The sequence below is a fragment of the Amycolatopsis alba DSM 44262 genome, assembly GCF_000384215.1.
Lineage (GTDB): Bacteria > Actinomycetota > Actinomycetes > Mycobacteriales > Pseudonocardiaceae > Amycolatopsis > Amycolatopsis alba.
Map to the genome: position 1 here is coordinate 3,325,602 of NZ_KB913032.1, position 21,783 is coordinate 3,347,384.

At 67.9% G+C, this 21,783-nt stretch carries 21 protein-coding genes; 10 read left to right on the plus strand and 11 right to left on the minus strand.

Translation table 11 applies throughout. The annotated features are described in order from the left end of the window. Window positions 1–150 precede the first annotated feature (150 nt). Entirely contained in the window at window positions 151–645 is a 495-nt protein-coding gene (locus tag AMYAL_RS0115675) for an Lrp/AsnC family transcriptional regulator (RefSeq protein WP_026467116.1), read from the plus strand. Between the two features lie 66 nt (window positions 646–711). Here the strand turns inward: AMYAL_RS0115675 and helR are convergent, their stop codons facing one another. Beyond that, a complete protein-coding gene (gene helR / locus AMYAL_RS0115680; RefSeq protein ID WP_280632806.1) occupies window positions 712–2,916 on the minus strand; it encodes an RNA polymerase recycling motor ATPase HelR in 2,205 nt (734 codons plus the stop codon). Window positions 2,917–3,105: 189 nt separating this feature from the next. Then, window positions 3,106–4,920, minus strand: a complete 1,815-nt coding sequence (locus AMYAL_RS0115685) for a LamG-like jellyroll fold domain-containing protein (protein ID WP_020632250.1) — start codon at window positions 4,918–4,920, stop codon at window positions 3,106–3,108. 78 nt (window positions 4,921–4,998) lie between these two features. Here AMYAL_RS0115685 and AMYAL_RS0115690 point away from each other — a divergent pair, with 78 nt between their 5' ends. Further along, on the plus strand, window positions 4,999–5,499 hold the full coding sequence (locus AMYAL_RS0115690) for a hypothetical protein (RefSeq protein ID WP_020632251.1): 501 nt from the start codon (window positions 4,999–5,001) through the stop codon (window positions 5,497–5,499). A gap of 15 nt (window positions 5,500–5,514) precedes the next feature. On the opposite strand, the gene AMYAL_RS0115695 is transcribed toward AMYAL_RS0115690, so the two are convergent. Next, on the minus strand, window positions 5,515–5,979 hold the full coding sequence (locus AMYAL_RS0115695) for a DUF6328 family protein (RefSeq protein ID WP_020632252.1): 465 nt from the start codon (window positions 5,977–5,979) through the stop codon (window positions 5,515–5,517). Continuing rightward, a complete protein-coding gene (locus AMYAL_RS0115700) occupies window positions 5,924–6,898 on the minus strand; it encodes a DMT family transporter (protein WP_209447237.1) in 975 nt (324 codons plus the stop codon). Before AMYAL_RS0115700 ends, AMYAL_RS0115695 begins: the two co-directional genes overlap by 56 nt. Before the next feature lie 120 nt (window positions 6,899–7,018). Between AMYAL_RS0115700 and AMYAL_RS0115705 the strand changes: the two genes are divergently transcribed. Continuing rightward, on the plus strand, window positions 7,019–7,570 hold the full coding sequence (locus AMYAL_RS0115705) for a superoxide dismutase family protein (RefSeq protein ID WP_026467118.1): 552 nt from the start codon (window positions 7,019–7,021) through the stop codon (window positions 7,568–7,570). On the opposite strand, the gene AMYAL_RS0115710 is transcribed toward AMYAL_RS0115705, so the two are convergent. The 3 genes from AMYAL_RS0115710 to uppS form a co-directional block, all read right to left on the minus strand. Beyond that, window positions 7,567–7,968 (minus strand): TIGR03667 family PPOX class F420-dependent oxidoreductase, encoded by a 402-nt coding sequence (locus AMYAL_RS0115710; protein WP_020632255.1) that lies wholly within the window; start codon window positions 7,966–7,968, stop codon window positions 7,567–7,569. The genes AMYAL_RS0115705 and AMYAL_RS0115710 overlap by 4 nt on opposite strands. Window positions 7,969–8,012: 44 nt before the next feature. After that, on the minus strand, window positions 8,013–9,983 hold the full coding sequence (locus AMYAL_RS0115715) for a DUF2339 domain-containing protein (RefSeq protein WP_026467119.1): 1,971 nt from the start codon (window positions 9,981–9,983) through the stop codon (window positions 8,013–8,015). A gap of 72 nt (window positions 9,984–10,055) precedes the next feature. After that, window positions 10,056–10,814 (minus strand): polyprenyl diphosphate synthase, encoded by a 759-nt coding sequence (uppS, locus tag AMYAL_RS0115720; protein ID WP_020632258.1) that lies wholly within the window; start codon window positions 10,812–10,814, stop codon window positions 10,056–10,058. 200 nt (window positions 10,815–11,014) lie between these two features. On the opposite strand from uppS, the gene AMYAL_RS49235 reads away from it, so the two are divergent. Further along, window positions 11,015–11,260 carry a hypothetical protein gene (locus tag AMYAL_RS49235; RefSeq protein WP_143267736.1) on the plus strand — a complete coding sequence of 82 codons (246 nt, stop codon included), beginning with the start codon at window positions 11,015–11,017 and terminating at the stop codon, window positions 11,258–11,260. A gap of 21 nt (window positions 11,261–11,281) precedes the next feature. Here AMYAL_RS49235 and AMYAL_RS0115730 read toward each other — a convergent pair whose 3' ends face one another. Continuing rightward, window positions 11,282–12,532 carry an ATP-binding protein gene (locus AMYAL_RS0115730; RefSeq protein ID WP_039794000.1) on the minus strand — a complete coding sequence of 417 codons (1,251 nt, stop codon included), beginning with the start codon at window positions 12,530–12,532 and terminating at the stop codon, window positions 11,282–11,284. Window positions 12,533–12,781: 249 nt separating this feature from the next. Here AMYAL_RS0115730 and dusB point away from each other — a divergent pair, with 249 nt between their 5' ends. Continuing rightward, on the plus strand, window positions 12,782–13,927 hold the full coding sequence (dusB, locus tag AMYAL_RS0115735; RefSeq protein WP_026467121.1) for a tRNA dihydrouridine synthase DusB: 1,146 nt from the start codon (window positions 12,782–12,784) through the stop codon (window positions 13,925–13,927). Between the two features lie 52 nt (window positions 13,928–13,979). On the opposite strand, the gene AMYAL_RS0115740 is transcribed toward dusB, so the two are convergent. Then, window positions 13,980–14,174, minus strand: a complete 195-nt coding sequence (locus tag AMYAL_RS0115740) for a hypothetical protein (RefSeq protein ID WP_245192924.1) — start codon at window positions 14,172–14,174, stop codon at window positions 13,980–13,982. A 157-nt stretch (window positions 14,175–14,331) separates the two neighbouring features. On the opposite strand from AMYAL_RS0115740, the gene AMYAL_RS0115745 reads away from it, so the two are divergent. From AMYAL_RS0115745 to phoU, 5 genes are all read left to right on the plus strand, one after another. After that, on the plus strand, window positions 14,332–15,165 hold the full coding sequence (locus AMYAL_RS0115745; protein WP_020632264.1) for an alpha/beta fold hydrolase: 834 nt from the start codon (window positions 14,332–14,334) through the stop codon (window positions 15,163–15,165). Between the two features lie 57 nt (window positions 15,166–15,222). Continuing rightward, on the plus strand, window positions 15,223–15,834 hold the full coding sequence (gene idi / locus AMYAL_RS0115750; RefSeq protein WP_020632265.1) for an isopentenyl-diphosphate Delta-isomerase: 612 nt from the start codon (window positions 15,223–15,225) through the stop codon (window positions 15,832–15,834). A gap of 65 nt (window positions 15,835–15,899) precedes the next feature. Beyond that, window positions 15,900–16,628, plus strand: a complete 729-nt coding sequence (locus AMYAL_RS0115755; protein ID WP_020632266.1) for a GGDEF domain-containing protein — start codon at window positions 15,900–15,902, stop codon at window positions 16,626–16,628. A gap of 218 nt (window positions 16,629–16,846) precedes the next feature. Then, window positions 16,847–18,856: an LCP family protein gene (locus tag AMYAL_RS0115765; RefSeq protein ID WP_245192926.1), complete on the plus strand. Its 2,010-nt coding sequence runs from the start codon at window positions 16,847–16,849 to the stop codon at window positions 18,854–18,856. Window positions 18,857–18,936: 80 nt separating this feature from the next. Continuing rightward, window positions 18,937–19,599, plus strand: a complete 663-nt coding sequence (gene phoU / locus AMYAL_RS0115770; RefSeq protein ID WP_020632269.1) for a phosphate signaling complex protein PhoU — start codon at window positions 18,937–18,939, stop codon at window positions 19,597–19,599. A 478-nt stretch (window positions 19,600–20,077) separates the two neighbouring features. Here phoU and pstB read toward each other — a convergent pair whose 3' ends face one another. Continuing rightward, window positions 20,078–20,854, minus strand: a complete 777-nt coding sequence (pstB, locus tag AMYAL_RS0115775; protein ID WP_005152681.1) for a phosphate ABC transporter ATP-binding protein PstB — start codon at window positions 20,852–20,854, stop codon at window positions 20,078–20,080. A gap of 10 nt (window positions 20,855–20,864) precedes the next feature. Beyond that, window positions 20,865–21,782 carry a phosphate ABC transporter permease PstA gene (gene pstA / locus AMYAL_RS0115780; RefSeq protein ID WP_020632270.1) on the minus strand — a complete coding sequence of 306 codons (918 nt, stop codon included), beginning with the start codon at window positions 21,780–21,782 and terminating at the stop codon, window positions 20,865–20,867. Window position 21,783: the final 1 nt, after the last annotated feature.

Here is a 21,783-nt window from a genome sequence, read left to right on the forward strand (position 1 = left end):
CGGCACCCACCCTGTCAGGCGACAGAATCCTTCGCACGAGAGTGCCGGGAAAGAGAATCGCGACAAACAACTTAACGGCGGTAGCATTCTGGACATTGATCGATACGCTGCGCGACAAGAATCGCATGCCGAAACAAAGGGAGGGACGGCATGGGTGACGAACCACGCGCGCAGATGGAGCAGCGCACACCTAGAGGTTTGGACAATACCGATCGCACTCTGATCGCCCTGTTGCAAGTCGACGGGCGGGCCTCGTTCACGGCACTGGCCAAGGCCGTCGGACTGTCGGAGGGTGCCGTACGGCAGCGCGTCCAGCGGCTGCTGCGGGACGAGACGATGCAGATCGTCGCGGTCACGGATCCGGCGAACGTCGGGCTCGGCCGTCAGGCGATGGTCGCGATCAGAGTCCAAGGCGATCCGCGAGCTGTCTCCGACCAGCTCTCCGGATTGCCGGACGTCCATTACGTCGTGCTCACAGCGGGAGGTTACGACCTGCTCGCCGAGGTCGCCTGCCGGGACGACGAGCATCTCTTGAGTGTGCTGAACGACGACATCCGGCCCATTCCGGGTGTCGTCAGCACCGAAACACTGGTTTACCTGAAACTCGCAAAACAGACATACGCCTGGGGAAATCTGACCAGGTAGCCCCGTTGGGGGGGGAGTCGTGAGTGTTCTGGGGTCGCCAGAACACTCACGGCGCCTTGGCACCCCCTAGACGCAACGCAGATACGCGTCGGGAGTCCGCCGCCCGGAATCAAGACCGCGGAGGACTTTCGGCAGCGGGCCGCCGTGCAGGACCCCGAGCCGCTGCGTCGCACGGGTCAACGCGACGTACAGTTCCGCCTCACCGCCCGTGCCTTCCGCGAGGATCCGCTCCGGCTCCACCACCAGGACGGCGTCGTACTCCAGCCCTTTCGCCGCGGACGGCGCGATGGCACCCGGCACTCCTGGCGGCCCGATGACGACCGCTGTCCCCGCACGTCCCGATTCCTCGCGGACGAACTCCGCGACCGCCGCCTCGATGTCCACTTCGGACAGTCGACGGGCCCACGGCCGCACGCCGCACGACCGCACGGATTCCGGCGGGACGACATCGGGGGCGAAACTCGCCAGCAGCGCGGCCGCCACCGCCATGATCTCCGACGGCGTCCGGTAGTTGACGGTCAGCTTCCGGTACACCCACCGATCGGCGACGTACCGGGAGAGCATCGCGTCCCACGACCGCGCGCCGGACGGCGAACGACGCTGCGCGAGATCGCCGACCACGGTGAACGACCGGCTGGGACAGCGCCGCATCAGCACCCGCCAGTCCATTTCGGACAGTTCCTGCGCCTCGTCGACCACGACATGGCCGTAGGTCCATTCCCGGTCGGCGGCGGCGCGTTCGGCCAGGTCCCGATCGTCGCGTTTCGCGAACCGCTCCGCCAGGTCCTCGGCCTTCAGCACGTCCGTCGGGCGAAGCGCGAACTCGTAGTCGTCGTGGTCCTCTTCGACCTCGATGAGTTCCAGTACCCGCTCGGCGTAGTCCTTCTGTGCCAGCTGCCGCCGCTCTTCGGCCCGCCGCCCGGCGGTATCGTCCCAGCCGAGCAGTTCGACGGCTTCGTCCAGCAGCGGCACGTCGGACACCGTCCACGCGGCCGCGTCCTCGCGGAACAGCGCCGGATCGGCCCCTGCCGCCCGCAACCGCTCCGGCGAGGCGTAGAGGTCGGCGAGCAGCCGCTGTGGCGTCAGAACCGGCCAGAGGCGGTCGAGCACCGCGCCGAGCGCCACGCTGCCCTCCAGGTCGCGCCGGAGGTTCTTGAGCATTTCCGGGCGGGTGTGCTTGTCGTCCTTCGGCAGCCAGCCCGCGCCGATCCGGTCGACGGCGCGCGTGGTGAGCGCGGCGATGACCTCGCGTTCGAAGACGGCCTTCGCCTCGTTGTGCAGCAGGCCGCTGTCACGGGCGACCTCGCGCGCGGCCGCCACGACCTCGGCGTCCAGCGGCACGGTGACGTCGTCGAGCTCGATCGGCTCCGGCACGGCAGGCAGTTCCTGCCGGTCCGTCACCGCCGCCGCGAGCACGTCCAGGATCGCCAGCGAACCCTTGATCCGCTGCACCTCCGGCGGATCCTCGCGTTCGGTGCGCAGGCCGGGAACCAGGCCGCCGGGCGTCGCGAAGACGGCGCTGGTCTCGCCGAGCGACGGCAGGACGCGGCCGATGTGGTCGAGGAAGCCGGTGCTCGGCCCGACCACGAGCACGCCGCGGCGTTCCATGCGCTCCCGTTTCGTGTACAGCAGGTACGCCACCCGGTGCAGCGCCACCACGGTCTTGCCGGTGCCGGGGCCGCCCTCCACGACGACGACGCCCGCGTGGTCGAGCCGGATGATCTCGTCCTGCTCGGCCTGGATCGTCGCGACGATGTCCCGCATCCCCTCGCCGCGCGGCGCGTTGACCGCCGCCAGCAGCGCGACGTCGCCCCGTTCCCCAGCCGGGTCCGGTCGGCCGAAGACCTCGTCCCTGAACTCGAGGACCTTGCGGCCGAGAGTGCGGAATTGGCGGCGCCGCGACATTCCTTCAGGGGAAGCGCCGGTCGCGCAGTAGAACGGGCGCGACGCCGGCGCCCGCCAATCCAGCACCAAAGGTTCGTAGTCGCCGCCTTCGTCGAAAAGGCCGATCCTGCCGACGTACGTCCGTTCTCCCGAAAGGGCGTCCAAACGGCCGAAACAAAGGCCTTCGTCCGCGATCTTCAGCCTGGCCATCTCGCGTGCCTTCGTGCCGACGGAGACTTCCCGGTCGGACAGTGCGAGGCCTTCTCCCCGCAGTGCACCGGCATACGCGTCGCTCACCCGCGTACGTTCGGTGTCGAGCCGCTCGTAGAGCGACGTGATGTACTCCTGTTCGGATCGCAATTCCTCGTCGTACCCCTGATTTGACAAGTTCCCCTCACAGCGGTTAGACTGACAACACATTCGGCGTACTGATCAGTGTTTGAACGAGCACTGCTGATCGGACGCCGATTTTTTATTGTCCACCCCTTGTCAAGAGGGACCCCGCATTCCTCGGGAAACGATCGTGCGCGATAATGGGGACGGACATCCACCATTACCGCGCACGATCCGCAGCGCTCAGCCGAGCATGAACTCGCGCGGCTCCAGCGCCCTCCCCACCACGCGGACGTCACCCAGCCAGCCGTGGAACGCCTGCTCGACGATCGAGTCGTAGGCGTAGGCGCCGATCAGCCAGGAGCCACCGGGGTTCGCGATCCCCGCCGCGGCCGTCTTCGGGTTCCGCAGCACCGGGCAGCCGTCGACGTAGAGCGTCGTCCGCCTGCCGTCGTTGACGGCGGCGACGTGGATCCATTCCTTCAAGGCCAGCTCATGTCCCCACGCGGTCGAGATCCCGTTCTGGTTCACCGGGAACACCGCCCACTGGAACGCCGCACCGTCCGAAAGGGACAGTGTGGCCGACGGCTCGCCGGGATCGTCGCCGGTCTTGCCCGCCTTGCCGCCCGAGCCCTGCCTGCCGAAGATCGCGGCCCAGGAATGCTTGCCGTCCTTGAAATCCTCGGGCAGCTTCACGAATGCCTCGACGGTGTAGCCGCGCGCGAACGTCTCCGCGTTCATCGGCGCGGAGTCCGCCGTGCGCAGATACGCGCCGCGGGCCGGTTTCTTGCCGCCGTCGAACTTCAGGCTCGACCTCGACGGCTGCCGCCCGGAGAACTCACCGGAGAACCGCAGCGTTTCCGCCGCGCTGCCGGGCAGGGTCACCCGGACCAGGTCGTTGCCCCGGCCCGAAAGGTCGCGGACCCCGTCGACGGGCGCGCCGTCGCGGCCTTCGAACCGCCAGTACGCCACGGTCCCGCGGATCAGCTGCCGTTCGGCAGGCCGCGCGGGCGGGACCGGGACGGGCGCGAAACCGGCGAACCTGGTGTCGAAGTCGATCTCCAGGCTGAAGTAGTCCGACGGGCCGGTGCGCTCGATCTCCTGTCGCTGCAGCTCGTTCAGCCGGGGCGCCTGATCGGCCAGCCACGGCGAGAACGTGCGGACGTCGATCACGTTCCGCGCGAGGTCGAACCGGTAGAGCCGGATCATCGCGCTGCCGCCGTAGTAGCGGTCCTGGTAGTTGGTGATGTGCAGATGGACGTCGTTGCCGGCCTTGTTCCGCTTCACCGCGCGGCCCGGCGGCCAGTAGTGCCCGTTGAGCGTCAGGAAGATCTGGTCGTTCCCGGCGATCAGCTCGTCCCACACCTTCTGCCCGAACTCGGAAAGCTGCGCCTGACCGGCCTCGTCGGCCCATACCAATTCATGGATGGTCAGGATCGCCGGAAGCCGCGGATTCCGCGCCAGCACCGACCGCGCCCATTCCAGCCCGCCCGCCGACGGCCGCCAGTCAAGCGCGAGCAGCAGCCACTCACGGCCGCCCGCGCGGAACACGTGATGGCTGTTGTAGCCGTCCGGGCTCGCGCCGCGGAAGGTCCGCGAACCCCGTTGCCGCTGCGGTCCGAACGCGTCGAGGTACGGCGTGCGGCCGCGCTGGTCGTCGGTCGAGGACTTGATGTCGTGATTGCCTGCCAGGGTGCTGTACGGGAACCGCCACCGGTCCAGCTGCTGGAAGGACCGGCTGATCTGGTCGAACTCGCCCCGCTGCCCGTTCTCGGTGAGGTCGCCGAGATGTGCCAGGAAGACGATGTTCTCGTCACCGCCGGTGACGTAGCGCAACGTGGCGTCCAAGGGAGCGGGGTCGCCGCGGTCGGCGTCGAAGAGGTACTGGGTGTCGGGCAGGACCGCGAGGGTGAAGCAGCCGTCTTCGGCGTCCGGGCCGTGACGGCCGAAGGTCGCCGAAGCCGCCGGGGCGCCGAGCACGGGCAACGCGGACGCCGCCGCACCGGCGCCGAGCAGGCCCGCACCGCGCAGGAAGGTCCGTCTGGAGGAGTCGTTCACGGCCGAAACCTACGGTCGCCCAGGCAACGCGTCCCGAACCGCGGGTGAACACTTGCCCCGCTCGGTAGCTTCGTCACCATGGGGAACGTCAAACGCTGGCCCGTGCTCGCCGGGGTCGGTGTCGTGGTGACCGCGGCCGCCTGGTGGATCGTGGACGAAATGCCGTCGGTGGACGACACCGTCGCGCGGGAGGCGCTGCCTCCGATCGACGAGCATCTGCGCGCGCTCGCCGGTTCCGGCGGCGCGGAGATCCGCTGGGTGTGCACACAGAAGGTGATCGAGACCCGCACGGACGGCGATCAGGTCAGGGTAGGCCTGGTCGCGAACTGCGACGAGGTCGCGAAGGAAGGCGACGGGCTCGTCACGCGCGGTGGATTCCGCCGACAGCCGATGGTCTACCGCGTCGAACGCACTCCCGGCGGGTACCGGGTGATCGACCGGAAGATCGCGGAGGGCGGCGCGGGCTACTCGCGTTCGGTCAAGGCGATGTTCTCGTGGGTCGGTGCCCGCCGGGTGATCGACGGTGCGAGCCCGGACGACCCTGGAACGGTGTCGCGGGCCGCGTTCGGCCTGCCGTAGGACGACACCCCGCGATCAGCCGCCGCTCCCGTCGATCAGCTTCGGCACGACGAACCACATGCCGACGAACAGCACGCCCGAAACCACGCCGAGGATCGTCATGGCGACCGGGCCGAAGACGACCTTGGCGATCAGCGCGACGGTCGTGGTGATCGCGGCCGCGAGGCAGCCGAGCCCGATCAGGACGGACCGGTTGCCGTAGGTGAGGATCCGCTCGCGGTTGCCGGTGCGGAACAGCAGCCGGTGCCACGCGGCGGGCGCCGTCAGGAGCACCGTCGAGCAGACCGTGAGGACGACCGCCGCCAGGTGAACGGACTTCTCGAACCCGCTCGCCTCGTGGAACTCGTCGGTGAACACCACCGTGAGCAGGAAACCGAAGAGGATCTGGACGCCCGCCTGCGCGACGCGGAGTTCCTGCAGGAGCTCACTGACGTTGCGGGTCAGGCGTTCGTTCTTCGTCTCGCCGGTGTGCTCGACCATGCGGCGGCTCCAAGACCATCGGTTGACGCGTGACCTTCTCGTGCCAGCCGAGCGAGGTCACCGACAGGACCACGACGGCGAGGCCCAGCCACTGCGTACCGGACAGCTGCGCGTTCAGGAACGATACGCCGATCACGGCGGCCGTGACGGGGAACGCCAGCTCCGCCAGTGTCGCCCTGGCGGCCGGTGTCGACCGGAGGCCCAGGTAGTACAGGCTCAGCGCCAGCAGGCCGGGGACCAGCGCGAGCAGGATCAGGCCGAGCGCGTTGTCCCAGCCGACCGCGAACCCGCCGCCCTGGTACGCCACGATGCCCGCCGCGACCGGAAGACCGACGGTGAAGCGCAGGGTGGTGACCTCCTTCGGCGCCAGCTCGGTGGAGAGCAGCCGTCCGAGCACCGTGCCCGCCGCCCACAGCACGGCCGCGCCGATCGCCAGCAGCGCCGCCTTCGCGGCGGCCAGCTGGATGTTCAGCGGATCCTTGAACGCCAGCAGCCAAGCGCCGAGCAGCGCCGGGATCGCGAAGAACGCGTACCCCGGACGGACTCGCTCACGGAGTACGAAATATGCCGCCAGCACGGCGAAAACCGGCTGGAGCTTCTGGAGCACCAACGGCGTCACCGGGTCGCCGAGTTTGAAAGCCGCGGTGAACATCGCCGTCGCGAGCGCGGAGGAACCGCCGCCGATGGCAAGCACGGCCAGCCATTCCCGCGGCCCGCACCGGCGCAGTGCGCGGAAAGCACCGGGAATGAGGGGACTCAGCACGAGTACCACGAGCAGGTGCTCCCAGAAGACGACCGTGGCCGCAGGGAGCGCCTCGGCGAGCGGGAGCCGCAAAAGCCCGTCTGTGCCCCAAAGTGCGGCGGCCACCGCGACCAGCCAAGTACGATCCGGAGGGTTGCTACTCACTTGTCCTTCCATCCATGCCCCCGCCACCGCCCTCAACGGACGCTGGCGCGCACTCTGCTCATAGTTTGAGAATGATCGCCCGACCGAGTGACCTGTCTGGCGTGTCCGATTCGTGCGGACTAGGCAAGGGGCATGCGCCCCGTCCCCGTACTAGTTTTGGCCCTGTCCACCGCCGCACTGGCGCTCACTTCCGGCGCCGGGGCGGCCACCGCCACCCCCGGATCCCGTGTTCACGTCATCACCGCCAAGAGCGGTCTCACGATCTACAAACCGGACCTGGTGCCGGCAGGCTCCCGCGCGCACGTTTTCGGGTTGACCTCCAAGGCTCACGGCACCTCGACCGCGGTACTCGTGACCGGTCTGCTGCCCAACCGCGAATACGGCGCCCACGCGCACACGAAGCCGTGTGGTGCCACCGGTGATCTCGCCGGACCGCACTACCAGAACGTCGAAGACCCGGTGAAGCCGTCGGTGGATCCGGCCTACGCCAACCCCCGCAACGAGATCTGGCTCGACCTCACCACCGACGCCACCGGCCGCGGCGCCGCCGTGTCCAAAGTGGACTGGACGTTCACCGACCGGCGGGCGGGTTCGATCGTGATCCACGAAACGCATACGCACACCGACCCCGGCCACGCCGGGACCGCGGGGGCCCGGCTGGCCTGTGTCACCGTCGGTTTCTAGAAGCCCCAAGACCGTTCGGGCCGGATCCTGATCCGGACGTGGTACTCCCGGTCGAACTTCGGTACGTCGTAGTCGATCGCCGGGTAGTGCTTCTCGTACTTGGCGAGGAAGCCCGGCTGCTCCGAGGGGAGACCGTCCGGCAGGATCTCGGCCCGGCCGCCGATCACCAGGATCGAGCCGCCGTGCTCGTCACTGTTGAAGTGGAGGCTGACTTCGGAATTGGCTTCGATGTGCCGCGTCTTCGCCGTGTCCGGCTGGCTGAAGAGGACGATGTCCTCACCGTCGAGCACGAACCACACCGGTCGGGGCGAAGGACGGCCCTTCGGGCTGATGGTGGTCAGCCAGGCAACGCTCTCCTTCGCCCGCTCGGCGAGCCGCGGGTCGGGTTGGTAGCTCATAAAAGCGACCAACCGCGACCCGGCGGCTTTTCTTCCGCGTCCGCCTAGCGAGATGCGACGAGTTTCGCGTACCGCGTCCCCGCGCCGAGCAGCACCAGACCGGCGAGGAGGAAGGCGGCGACCCTGGCAAGGCCGTCGAGCGCGGAGAGGTCGAACAGGACCAGCTTCAGCACCGCCGCGCCGACCAGCACCAGGCCGATCACCCGCAGGCCGACCACCGAGATGCCGCGGATGAGCAGCACGAGCGCGGCGACCGTCCAGGACACCGTGATCACCACGTGCCCGAGCAGGAAACCCGAGCGGCCGGGCACGGCCAGCAACGCGCCGCACAGCACCATCGCGGCGGCGCCGTAGAGCGCGACGACCCCGGCGAAGAGCCACGGCACGAGGTTCTCCGACGCGGCCTTGAACAGCCCGAGCCGGTGCGCGACCCACGGAAGCGTGATCGAGACGGCCAGGATCGCGACGGACACCAGCAAGCCGGTGGCGAGGCGGCCGGCAGGCCGGTCCCAGATCACGAAGAAGAGCGTCGGCTGGACGTCGAAGGCCAGCGCGTTCAGGCCGCCGATCACCGCGAAGACCAGCCCGCCGGCGAGCGCCACGTGCTTCTTCGTCCACAGCGCGACCAGGGCGAGCAAGACACCTTCACCGATCAGGATCGCGGAACGGGCGCTGCCGTCGAAGAGCGTCATCGTCGTCTGCAAGGACGCGAGGAGCCCGGCGGCACCCGCGAGTTCGCCGATCCAGCCGTCGAGCCACTGCCCGGCCGCCCACACCCCGAGCAGCACCAAGGTGACCGACGCGGTGACGAGCACGGCCGCGGTCTTCGGGAGGAACAGCGCGGCCAGCAACGACGGCGCCGGGGCGACGGCGAGCAAGGCGAACGCGGCGGCGTCACCCGGACGTTTGAGGGTGACGATCAGGGCGAGCGCGAGACCCACGGCGCCCGCGGCCAGCGCGGCGGCGGTGTTGGCCGTGCTGCCGCCGAAACCGGTGAACGCGGTGCTGAAGACCGACGCGACCAGCGGCGGGATCCCGGCGGCGACCGCGACCGATGGCCACGACTGGCGCAGCTGCACCGGCGTCGAGGCGATCTGGACCACGAGCAGGAACGCGACCAGCTCCGGGATGAACCCCTGCGTGATGATCGGCGCGCAGATCACACAGCCGAGCACGACGGCCGTCGCGAGCAGCGAAGACTTCCACTTCACGGCCAGCAGCAACCCGCCGACCGCGATCAGCAGCCCGATGGCGAGACCGGCGTAGGCCGGAAGGTATTCGTACATCGTCGTCGCGGCGATGGCGTCGAGGTACAACGCCCCGATCCCGGTCGCGGCGAGCGCGAAGGCGCCCGTCCGGCCCGCCGGGGTGCGGTGCAGCCGCAGGCCGATCCCGACCAGTGCCGCTCCGAGCACGGCGCCGCCGATCACCCGCGGCAGCGGGCCGAACCAGCCGCGCTGGATGGCGAGCACCAGGAACAGCACGACACCGAGCAGCGTGATCGCGCCGCCGACCCAGGCCAGCAGCCTGCTGCCGGCGCCTTCCTTGCTCAGCTTCTCGGCGAGCGTGACCCTCGGGGCAGGCTGATACGGGCGGTACGGCTGCTGTGGCTGCTGGCGCTGCCACTGCGCGTACTGGGCCTGCTGGTACTGGGACTGGTACTGCGGGTGCTGCGGGTGTGTGAAGTAGCGCGGGTACGGCTGCTGGGGCACCTGGTGCTGCTGCGGCGGCACCTGCGGCTGCGGTGCCTGGTGCGGCGCTGCCTGGTGCGGCGGTGTCTGCTGCGGCGGGGCCTGCTGTGCGGCGGGCTGCTCGGGCTGCGGCTGTGCGGCGGGCTCGGGCTGCGCGGCGGGCTCTTGGGGCGCCTGCTCAGCTGTCTCTTCGCGCGCCGGCTCCGCTCCGGGCCGGACTGTCCTCAGCTCCGTACCGACCCGCGCGAGGCGGGCCCCAAGGTCGTCGATCTCCCCGGCGAGCCTGAGGAGCACATCCCCATCGGTGGTCATGGCGATCAGCATGCGGCTTGAGGGCCGCCGAGGGATCCGTAGCACTACTCAATCGTGATGACGATGTGGTCGCGACCTGCAAGATCATCGTGATCGCGCCCAGCTTCGGAGCGCCCGCAGCAGGTCGAGATACCGGAAGCCCGGCCAGTTGGCGTCGCAGAAGTACAGCTGGGAATCCTTGGCCTGCCACAGCAGGAACCCGGAAAGCCGGACCTCCCCGCTGGTCCGGATGATCAGATCCGGTTCGGGACTGCCCGCCGTGTACAGATGCTCGTCGAGTGCGTCCACGGAAACCGTTTCGGCGATCTCCGCCAGTGACCTGCCGCTCGCCGCCTCTTCGAGCACGAGGTCACGGACGGCGTCGACGATCTCCTCGCGGCTCCCGTACCCGATGGCGAGGGTCAGCTCGGGCCCCGTCGCACCGCGAGTGTCCTCTTCGGCCCGCTTCAGCACCTCGGCCGTCGACGACGGCAGCATGTCGAGTCGCCCCACCGGCTCGACGCGCCAGTTCGCGCCCGGTGCGGTGAGCCGGTCACGGACGACGTCCTCGATCACCTGCATCAGAAAGGCCATCTCCGGCGACGCGCGCTTCGTCAGGTTGTCGACCGAGGCGAGGTACACCGTCACGTGCCCGATACCGAGGCCCTCGCACCACGACATCAGCCGCGCGATCTGCTGGGCGCCGTGCCGATGCCCTTCACGGACGTCCTCGAAGCCCATCTGCCGGGCCCACCGGCGATTGCCGTCGATGATCACGCCGATGTGCCGGGGCAGCGGGCCCTGGCGGAGGCGGTTGCGGAGGCGTCGCGCGTAGAGGTCGTCGAGTCTGGTTCGGACGCTCATGGAAGCGAAACTACCGAAATCGGAGACTTGCGCGGCGGCGACAAGTGGACGATTTTCACCTCATCTCACGAACTGTCCAGTCCGCCCTTGACGGTTGCGTCCAGCCCCGCCGAGACATCTGTCATGAAGAGACGAGAGGTCATCAAGAAGATCGCGGTCGCCGCCAGGCGGCAACGCGAGCGGGAAGGGCCAACGAGATCATGGACGGCGCCAAGGGCCACGAGTACGACCTGCACCTCGAAGTACATCTGCCGAATTCGGTGAAGGACCACCAAGCCCGCGCTGAAGTCCTGCGCGAAGAGGCTCAGCGAAAGCAGGCCGAGGCCGCCACTGAACACCGTGCGGCTGTTCAGGAACTCCTCGCGCTCGGCGTTTCACAGTGCGAAGCCGGTGAAGTCCTCGGCATGTCGTTCCAGCGGGTCAGCCAGTTGGCCAAGTCGTCCTGAGGAGCCCTCGCCATCCAGGGCTCACTCCGGCGGAGTGGTCCATAGCGCGCTGATCGGGAAGCAAGCGAGGTTGTCCCCGAAAGGAAGCTGCTGGTCGCCGCAGTAGAGGACGAAACCGGCACGAAGCCGATCACCCAGTCGTCGCTGAAGGACCCGAATCGAACGAAAATCATCGGCGCGGACGGTTTCGGCGGCCTTCACCTCGATAGCGACCACGCGACCTGCGTTGTCCTCCAAAATCGCGTCAACCTCGTAGCCGTCACGATCACGGTAGTGATACAGACGGGGCATCGTCTGACTCCAGGTGATCTGGCGCGCGAGTTCGCCGATGACGAATGTCTCGACAAGTCCACCTGTCGTGACGTCGTTGGTGACGCCGGAGATCAAGTGCCCGGCGAGGCCCACGTCGTTGAACACCAGCTTCGGTGTGGCAACCGCCCTGGTCGTCGCGTTCGCCGACCATCCTGGAATCAGCCGGATCAGGTAAATCAGTTCGAGGAGTCCGACGTAATCGCGGACAGTCGACGCTGGAAGCGCCAGATCCGACGAGAGACGGCTGTAGTTGAGCAAGCCGCCGGACTGCGCCGCGAGCGTTCCGATGAGACGCCGCATGTCGGAGACGCGTTGGATGTCCGCGACTTGATGCACATCCCGGCTCATGATGTCGTCGAGATACGACCTGAAGAACTGAGCACGTCGCCGTGGAGTTTCGCGACGAACGGCTTCGGGATATCCGCCACGAGTGGCGAGAGCCAGATAGTCGCGTCGGCGCAATGCCGGAGAGGAGGTTGCTCGCAATCGACTGCCGTGCGCGAACGCGGCGTCGACGAAACCGTCAGGTCCGCCGCCGATCTCCCCTTGGGACAAGGGGAACAGTTCGATCGTCTCCGAGCGTCCTGGCAGGGAATCGGGAAGCTGGCTCAATCCGAGGAGCCGGGCAGAACCGGTCAGCAGAAAACGCCCTGGGCGAGGATCGCGGTCCACTATGTGCTTGATGGTCAACCACAGTTCCGGGACTCGCTGGACTTCATCGATGAGCATGGCTCCCGGCGCGTCCAGGAAAGCCACTGGATCCGCCGCGGCCGAAGCCCTCGTCCGAGGATCATCCAGATAGCGCCGCACGCCGTCCGGATGATCGCGCAAACACCACTCGGCAAGAGTGCTCTTACCCGTTTGACGTGCCCCGTTGAGGATGACCACACGGGTGTCACCAAGAGCTTCCGCGACCATGTCAGCGGCCTTGCGCGGAAGGTAGCCATCAGGTCCATGCACGACTCGACCCTACAGTATTCCGTGGATCTGCCGAACAGTTCTCCGCTGATCTGCCGAAGCTCTGGTCGCTGATCTGCCGACAGACCGCTCGTGAATTTGCCGACGCGTCTTCACGCTGAAGAGCGGCCGACCACGCAGCCGGACCCGCTCACACCGGACTTCCGTTCGTATCGGCCGTGCCAAGCCGAACCTTGAGTCTCACGCGAGGGAGACCGGCCCACCTGCGAGTGACAGACACCACAGGCGACAATGGAGGACGTGACTGCCACCCTGAGCAAGCCCAGCCTTAAGATCGGCCCCTACGAGGTCGATCCCCCGGTCGTGCTCGCTCCCATGGCGGGCATCACCAACGTCGCGTTCCGGCAGCTGTGCCAGGAGTACGGCGCGGGCATCTACGTCTGCGAGATGATCACCGCCCGCGCGGTGGTCGAACGCCACCCCGGCACGATGCACATGATGACCTTCGGCGAGAACGAAAAGCCCAGGTCGATGCAGCTTTACGGGGTCGACCCCAAGACGATGGCCGAGGCCGTCCGCATCATCACCGGCGAAGGGCTCGCCGACCACATCGACAGCAACTTCGGCTGCCCCGTGGCGAAGGTGACGCGCAAGGGCGGCGGCGCGGCGTTGCCGTTCAAGCGCAAGCTGTTCGCCGACATCGTGCGCGAGTCGTCGAAGGCCGCGGCCGAGGCGGGGGTGCCGTTCACGGTCAAGTTCCGGGTCGGCATCGACGACGACCACCTGACGTATCTCGACGCCGGGCGCATCGCCGAGGCCGAGGGCGCGGCGGCGGTCAGCCTGCACGCGCGCACCGCCGCGCAGCGCTACTCCGGCCAGGCCGACTGGACGAAGATCGCGGCGCTCAAGGAAGCCGTCACCACCATTCCGGTGCTCGGCAACGGTGACATCTTCTCTGCCGCGGACGCGCTGCGCATGGTCGACGAGACCGGCTGCGACGGTGTCGTGGTCGGCCGCGGCTGTCTGGGCAGGCCGTGGCTGTTCGGCGAGCTGGAAGCCGCCTTCGCCGGGCGCCCGCTGCCGACACCGCCGAATCTCGGCGAGGTCGCGAAGGTGCTGCGCAGGCACGCCGAACTGCTCATCCAGCACGACGGCGAGACCAAGGCACTGCGCGACCTCCGCAAGCACATGGCCTGGTACTTCATGAACTTCCCGGTCGGCTCCGAACTGCGCCGCGGCTTCGCGATGGTGTCCGGCCTGGCCGAACTCGACGATCTCATCGGCCGCCTTGACCACGACGCGCCGTTCCCCGACAACGCCGACGGACCGCGCGGGCGGCAGGGGTCGCCGGGCAAGGTCACGCTGCCGCACGGCTGGCTCGACGACCCGGACGACGACTGCGTCCCCGAGACCGAGGACATGCACTCGGGGGGCTGAACCGAAGAACGCTCCCGCCGGACCGGCCGGCGGGAGCGTTTTCGTTCACGACTCAGGTGCCCCTGGTCTTGTAGGCGAACTTCCACTGGCCGGTGTCGACCTCGAAGCACCGCATGGTGATCGTGTAGTACCGGGCCATATTGCTCTGCTCGATCTGGCAACTGCTCAGGCTGGAATACGGCCCGAGCCGGCAGCCCGGATTCCCGTCACAGACCCCGGCGACCGAAACCGGCGCCCCTTCGGCCACCGCGACATTCGCCGGCGCCTCCAACTGTTCGACATGTATTACCCCAGTTTCCCCAGTGCGGCCGAAGATCGGCCGCGGCGCTCATGAGAACGAATCGGACATCCGCCGTCAATCCCTTGCCGCCTGCCCGAAACCGGTGGCCCGTAGAGTCGGCCTCGTGATCGAGCAGCTCAGCATCCCCACCGCCGCCGGTTCCTTCGACGCCATCGCGGCCGGCCCCGAAGACGGCCGTCCTGTCCTGCTGCTGCACGGGTTTCCCGAGGCCGCGGTGGAATGGGAGCACCAGGTCGCGACGCTCGGCGTGCTCGGCTATCGCGCGGTGGCACCGGATCAGCGTGGCTACTCACCCGACGTCCGGCCGGAACAGGCGTCGGAATACGGGATCGACGACCTCGTCGGCGACGTCCTCGCGATCGCGGATCGTTTGGGGTGGAACGAATTCGATCTCGTCGGGCACGATTGGGGCGGCGCTGTCGCGTGGTGGACGGCCGACGCGCATCCCGGTCGGCTTCGCAGCCTCGCCGTCGTCTCGACGCCGCATCCGGCGGCGCTCGCGGAAGCCATGAAGACCGACGAGGACCAGCATCTCCGCTCGGCGTACATGACCGAATGGCGGCAGACCCGCGTCACCGAACGGCGGATGCTCGACAACAACGCCGACGCGCTGCGCCGCATCTTCGACTGGAAGGTGCCGCCGAGCAAGATCGACGAGTACGTCCAGCGCCTGTCCGAACCGGGCGCGCTCACCGCCGCGCTCAACTGGTACCGCGCCGGCCGTCCCGGCGGGAAGATCGGCCCGATCGAGGTTCCGACGCTCTACATCTGGAGCACGGAGGACGCCGCCTTCGGTTCGACGGCCGCGCTCGACACCGCGAACCGGGTCACCGGCCCGTACCGCTTCGAGATGATCGAGGACGCCTCACACTGGGTGGTGGAAGAGGCACCCGAGGCCGTCACTTCTTTGCTAGTGGAGCACCTTTCATCCCACTAACAGGGGTAACTCTGGTCGCGGTACCGGTTACAGCGAGCCTGGTGGTTCAGTGGCCCGGTGAACAACACGACCGAAGTGGACACCGAACGCATCGTCTACGTGACCGAAGAGGGCGAGCCGACCGGCGAAACCGCGCCCAAACTGGCCGCGCACCACGAGAACACCCGGCTGCACCTGGCGTTCTCCTGCTATCTGTTGCGCAGCAGCGACCAGGCCCTGCTGATCACCAGCCGCGCCGCGTCGAAGAAGGTGTGGCCCCGCGTCTGGACCAACAGTGTCTGCGGGCACCCCGCGCCGGGTGAGCCGATCGAGGAGGCCGTCCGGCGCCGCGCCGCCTTCGAGCTCGGGCTGCCCCGGCTGGCCGGGCTCCGCTGTGTCCTTCCGGCGTACCGCTACTCCACGCCACCGTTCGAAGGCGTGATCGAGAACGAGTTCTGCCCGGTCTTCGTCGCCTGGGTCGACGAAGACCCGCGACCGCATCCGGATGAAGTGGGCGACTGGCGCTGGGTGAGCTGGAACGATTACGCACTGTTGCTGAATGACGATGTGACTGACGTGAGTTACTGGGCGAAGGATCAGTTTTCGCAGCTCAAAGACTTCGAGCCGTTTTCGGCCTTACAGAACGGTACTTCGGTGCGTGACAATGGGGCGGATCCGTCGTCCTCTTGAGCGATATTCACTTTGGCCCGTACTCACACCTCAAGAGATCCCTCCTATACGACGAAAACCAATTCGTGGCGGAGGTGGGCGTGGTAGCCGACGACGAGGCCGCGCTCCCACCGAGCGCGCCGTCCACCGATCTGCTCAGCCTCCACGAGTCGATCGCCGGAGTACTCGCCACCCAAGGTGACTGGCGGCGCGCCTACCACCACCTCAAGTCCGCCTTCGACCTCGCCCGCGCCGGCAGCCTGCGGGACACGCTGACGTCCAGCTACAACCGCCGCTACCTCGACCAGTGGCTGCACGGCCCGGCCGTCGACCACCGCGGCCCGCCGGGGATCGCGATCGCACTGGTCGACCTCGACCTGTTCAAGGACGTCAACGACACTTTCGGGCATCTGGTCGGCGACCGGGTGCTGCGCGAAGTGGCCGACCTGCTTCAGCAGGGACTTCCGCCGGAAGCGTTCTGCGCCCGCTATGGCGGCGAAGAGTTCGCGCTGGTCATCCCGGATGTGGACGCCGCCCGCGCGGTGCGGATCGCCGACACCGCCCGCATCCGGGTGGCCCGCCATCCGTGGCGCCGGATCCGGCGCGGCCTTTCGGTGACGATCAGCGTGGGGCTAGCGCACGAGGGCCGCACGGAACCCGGTCGCGCGGTGGAACCGGAACGACAGTTGCGCCACGCCGACGCTTTGTTGTATATGGCGAAACGGGCCGGCCGGAACAAAGTGGCGTATCAGGATAAAGAATCTTCGCGGATGATTCCTCAACCGATGAACGCCGCCGAGTCCGCGGGCGCGTAGCCACTCACTGGGGCAACACCGACACAAGTCGCACTCTGCGTGACGGTTTCGAACCTTTTAACGCAGCTTTAACCGGGACCGCTCACCCGATCGCATGGACCGTTCGGCGCTTATCGGTACCTTGGGTGAAGAAAATTCCGGGATGGTTGTCGTCACGAACCTGAGGTGTCCGTACGATAACGAAAGAGCTTCGACGCCAGCATGTGAAAGGAGACCGAGTGCCCGACGAGCACCACACCACGGGGACCGGTCGCCACAGCCACACCGACAGAAGTGCCGGTGAGCGAGGCCGCCGGAGCCGTCGACGCTCGATGGAAACCCACGGCGGGATCAGCGTTTCCGACGTCGTCGCACGTCATACGGGTGAACGCCCGATCTTCGACCCCGCCGCCGAGGCTCCCGCTCCGCGCCGTCTCCGGCAGGACGAGCCCGCGCCCGAGCCTCCGAGACCCGCCCCGCGCGCGAACCGGGCGGAACCGCCCGCACCGCGGCGCCCCCGTCCGGCCGCTCCCGCCGACACCCCGGCGCCTCCCGCCGCGCCGCAGGCCCAGACACCCCAGACTCAGACACCTCAGGCCCAGACACCGCCGCCTGCCGACGCCCAGCGCCCGCCTCGGGCGCGCCAGCCGCGCCGCGCCCCACAGGCAGCGCCCAGCCCCGAGGCACCGACGCAGCGTCGTCCTCCGGTGGTGAACCCCGGCGCGCAGCAGCAGCCCGCGGTCCCGGCACCACCGCGTCGTCCCCGCCGCCCTGCTCAGCGACCGGTCCAGCAGGCACCGGCACCGGCGCCGTCCCTGTCACCCGGCGTCCCGCCGCGGTCCGAGATGGACCGGCTCACGATGACCGACGAGCTAGAGGCCATCGACGACGCGACGATCACCAAGCGCAAGATCGACCACACGCTCGCCCGGTTCTCCGCCGCGCACGACGAGCTCGAAGCCGAAGAGGCCAAGAAGCGCGAGCGCCGCGAACGGCTCGCTTCCCGTCCAGCCGCGCTGCTGGAGCAGACGCGCACCGCGCTGCAGCGGGTGGTCACGACCACCGATTCCGAGCCTGCCGAAGCCGCCGAGCAGTCCTCCCCGCAGACCCGTCTGCAGGAGAAGAAGGAACGCAAGACCAGGCAGTCGGCCAAAGCGGGCCGGATCACGGCCGCCGTGGCCGCCGCGCTCGTGTTCCTCTCCATCGGCTCGGCATGGGGTGCCCAGACCTGGTTCGACGCGAAGTTCAACACCGTCGCCTCGCTCGACGAGGACTCCGCCGACATCCAGGACGCGGCGGGCCAGACCGGCGACGAGAACTTCCTGATGGTCGGCTCCGACAGCCGTGACGGCGCGTCCGCCGAAGACGGCGTCGGCGACGCGGAAAGCAACCCCGGCGCCCGTTCGGACACGGTCATGATCGCGCACGTCCCCGCCGACCGGCAGCGCGTCGTCATGGTGTCCTTCCCGCGCGACCTCGAGATCAGCCGTCCCGAATGCAAGCGGTGGGACCCGGCGACGTCGTCGTACACGGACAAGACCTCGCCTGCGCAGAAGATCACGAAGCTGAACACCGCCTACGCGGTCGGCGGCCCGCAGTGCGTCACGAAGGTCATCCAGCAGATCACCGGCATGAAGATGAACCACTTCGTCGGGATCGACTTCAACGGCTTCAAGTCCATGGTCGACGCCGTGCAGGGCGTCACCGTCTACAACGAGAAGCCCATCGACGACGACACCCTCGGCATGGTCATCCCGCAGGCGGGCGAGGTGCGGATCTCCGGCGACCAGGCGCTGAACTACGTCCGGGCGCGGCACGTCAAGGGCGACCCGACGTCGGACTACGGCCGGATCAAACGGCAGCAGGCCTTCCTCGGCGCGCTGCTGAAGACGGTGATGTCGAAGGACGTCATCCTCGACACCGGCAAGCTCAGCGGCTTCATCGACGCGTTCGCCAAGGCCACCTTCGGCGAGAACCTCGGCATCAAGCAGATGATGACGCTGGCGAAGTCGATGAACGGGATGGGCTCGGACAAGGTCAAGTTCCTCACCGTGCCCACCACCGAAGAGGCGAACAAGCGCGGCAACGAGGTGCTGTTGCAGAGCAAGTCGAAAACGCTCTTCCAGGCGCTGATCAACAACACGCCGCTGGAAGAGAAGGCCCCGGCACCCCCGGCGGGCAACACCGAGGGCGCTTCGAGCGGCTCCGCCAAGTCCGGCGACCCCAAGAAGAGCGGCAGCTCAGGCTGAGGATCATTCGTTAGTCCGGGTTCACGTCAGGTTCACTCTGGGATGCGGCTTTTGGACCCTCTTCCCCGTAGGGTTGGGCCATGCGTGAGGCTTACCATGTCGAACTCGAACAGCTCGCCGAGAACTTGGCGAGCATGTCCCTCCAGGTCGCCGACGCGATGGAGCGGGCGACCCGTGCGCTGCTCGAGGTCGATCTCGGACTCGCAGAACAGGTGATCAGCGACGACGCGAAGGTCGACGACGCGCGCGCCGAATGCGAGGAGCAGGCGTACGCGCTGCTCGCCCTGCAGGCGCCCGTCGCGACCGACCTGAGGACCGTCCTCGCCGCGATCCACGCGGCGGAAAGCCTGGAGCGGATGGGCGATCTGGCGCTGCACGTGGCCAAGGCCGCGCGCCGCCGTCACCCCGACCCCGTGCTGCCCGAGGCCGTGCGAGGCGACTTCGCCAAGATGGGCGAAGTCGCCGTCAAGCTGGCCCGGCAGGCCGAGCAGGTCATCAAGTCCAAGGACGTCGAGGCCGCCCGCACGATCGAGTCGGACGACGACGAGGTCGACGAGATCCACAAGCACCTGTTCACGGTCATCATGGACCGGAACTGGGACCACGGCGTCGCCGCGGCCGTGGACGTCACCCTGCTGGGCCGCTTCTACGAGCGCTTCGCCGACCACGCCGTCTCGGTCGCGCGCCGGATGATCTTCGTGGTGACCGGCAAGATGCCCGGCTACGGCCCCGACGAGCTGTAGGGGCTGAGGGGGCTTTCCCCGCATAAGACGTGCCGAAGGGGCCCTTCACCGCATCAGATGCGGTGAAGGGCCCCTTCGGCATGTCGGCATGGGGCGGGTTGGTCGTGAGCGGCGATTCAGGTTACTGAGGGGTGAGGCAAACGTGGCGTGCCCGGCTGCTCGTGCGTCTGGCGGCTTCGGCGGGTGTCGCGAAAGCCACTTTCGGGACGCCTGATGTCTCGAAAGTGGCTTTCGCGACACCCGAACCCGTCGGAGCGCGCTGAGCCGGGGGCGATGTTGTGAAAGCCACTTTCGCAACGCTGAAGGTTGCGAAAGTGGCTTTCACAACACCGTCCGGCGAGACCACCTGCCCAGCCGGCAGTAGCGGTCACCCCGACAAGCGTTGACCTGGCCATCCGACAGGACAACTTGGCCATCCTGCCCAAGAGAACCCGAAACGCCACTCACGACCCGCGCGAGCGGGCACCCGCCGCGCGACTCAGCCGAACCGGCCGGAGATGTAGTCCTCCGTGGCCTTCTCGTCCGGGTTCGAGAAGATCTTCTCGGTGTCGTTCAGCTCCACCAGGCGACCCGGCTGGCCGACGCCCGCCAGGTTGAAGAACGCGGTCTGGTCCGAGACCCGCGCCGCCTGCTGCATGTTGTGCGTCACGATGACGATCGTGTACTCCTTCTTGAGCTCACCGATCAGGTCCTCGATGGCCAGCGTCGAGATCGGGTCGAGCGCGGAGCACGGTTCGTCCATCAGCAGCACGTCCGGCCGCACGGCGATCGCCCGCGCGATGCAGAGCCGCTGCTGCTGACCACCGGAGAGGCCGCCGCCGGGCTTGTTCAGCCGGTCCTTGACCTCGTTCCACAGGTTCGCGCCGCGCAGGGCACGCTCGGCGACCTCGTCGAGCTCCTTCTTGCCCTTGGTGCCGCCGAGGCGCAGGCCCGCCACGACGTTGTCGCGGATCGACATCGTCGGGAACGGGTTGGGCCGCTGGAACACCATGCCGATCGTGCGGCGGACCTGCACCGGGTCGACCCCGGCGCCGTAGATGTCCTCGCCGTCGAGCAGCACCTCACCCTCGACGCGGGCGCCGGGGATGACCTCGTGCATACGGTTCAGCGTGCGCAGCACCGTCGACTTGCCGCAGCCCGACGGGCCGATGAACGCGGTGACGTTCCGCGGCGGCACCGAGAGGGTGACGCCGTCCACGGCGTGGAATTTGCCGTAGTAGATGTCCACGTCTTTGACGTCGATTCGTTTGGCCATCTCAAACAGCTCACTTCTTCTTCGGGGCGACAAGACGGGCAAAGAGCATGGCGAGGAGGTTCACGATCGCGATGATCAGCACCAGGGTGAGCGCGGCACCCCAGATCCGGTCGAACGCGACGGTACCTTCGTCGAACGGGTTGCTGACCCGTTCGTTGTTCATCAGAAGCGGCAGTGCGGCCTGCTCGCCACCGAAGATGTCCCAGTTCACGTAGGCGGAGTAGCCCACGAGGACCAGCAGCGGCGCGGTCTCGCCCATGACCCTGGCGAGCGCCATCATGATGCCGCCGATGATGCCGGACAGCGCGGTCGGCAGGACGATCTTCATGATCGTCTTCCACTTGGGCACGCCGAGCGCGTAGGAGGCCTCACGCAGGTCGTCCGGGACGATCCGCAGCATCTCCTCCGACGAACGCACGACCACCGGGATCATCAGCAGCACCAGGGCGAGCGACACGGCGAAACCGCTGCGCGGGAGGCCGAACGTCGTGATCCACAGGGCGTAGATGAACAGCGCGGCGACGATCGAGGGGACACCGGAGAGGATGTCCACCATGAAGGTCGTGATCTTCGCGAGCCTGCCGCGGCCGTACTCGACCAGGTAGATCGCGACCAGCATGCCGATCGGGACCGCGATGATCGCGCAGACCAGGCCTTGCAGCACCGAGCCGATGACGGCGTGCAGCACGCCGCCGCCGACCTCGTCCGACAGCACCGAGCCGAAGTCCTCGGTCCACCAGTTGCTGTAGGGGATCCGCTTGATGCCGTTGATGACCACCGTCGCCAGCAGCCACACCAGCGGCACGACGGCGACCAGGAACGACATCCAGATCAGGACGGTCGCGAGGCCGTTCTTGGTCTTCCTCGCCAGGCTGACCTGTTGGAAGGCGGGGGTGGTGGCAGGGGTCTTCTCGAGCGTGGTGGACATG

Coding starts and splice junctions, on each gene's coding strand:
- uppS (WP_020632258.1), bottom strand. CDS start 10,814: ATGAGCGTCCGAACCAGACTCGACGACCTCTACGCGCGACGCCTCCGC.
- dusB (WP_026467121.1), top strand. CDS start 12,782: ATGGAGGACGTGACTGCCACCCTGAGCAAGCCCAGCCTTAAGATCGGC.
- AMYAL_RS0115675 (WP_026467116.1), top strand. CDS start 151: ATGGGTGACGAACCACGCGCGCAGATGGAGCAGCGCACACCTAGAGGT.
- AMYAL_RS0115700 (WP_209447237.1), bottom strand. CDS start 6,898: ATGGAAGGACAAGTGAGTAGCAACCCTCCGGATCGTACTTGGCTGGTC.
- AMYAL_RS0115695 (WP_020632252.1), bottom strand. CDS start 5,979: ATGGTCGAGCACACCGGCGAGACGAAGAACGAACGCCTGACCCGCAAC.
- AMYAL_RS0115715 (WP_026467119.1), bottom strand. CDS start 9,983: ATGCTGATCGCCATGACCACCGATGGGGATGTGCTCCTCAGGCTCGCC.
- AMYAL_RS0115705 (WP_026467118.1), top strand. CDS start 7,019: ATGCGCCCCGTCCCCGTACTAGTTTTGGCCCTGTCCACCGCCGCACTG.
- phoU (WP_020632269.1), top strand. CDS start 18,937: ATGCGTGAGGCTTACCATGTCGAACTCGAACAGCTCGCCGAGAACTTG.
- AMYAL_RS0115690 (WP_020632251.1), top strand. CDS start 4,999: ATGGGGAACGTCAAACGCTGGCCCGTGCTCGCCGGGGTCGGTGTCGTG.
- AMYAL_RS0115710 (WP_020632255.1), bottom strand. CDS start 7,968: ATGAGCTACCAACCCGACCCGCGGCTCGCCGAGCGGGCGAAGGAGAGC.
- AMYAL_RS49235 (WP_143267736.1), top strand. CDS start 11,015: ATGGACGGCGCCAAGGGCCACGAGTACGACCTGCACCTCGAAGTACAT.
- pstB (WP_005152681.1), bottom strand. CDS start 20,854: ATGGCCAAACGAATCGACGTCAAAGACGTGGACATCTACTACGGCAAA.
- pstA (WP_020632270.1), bottom strand. CDS start 21,782: ATGTCCACCACGCTCGAGAAGACCCCTGCCACCACCCCCGCCTTCCAA.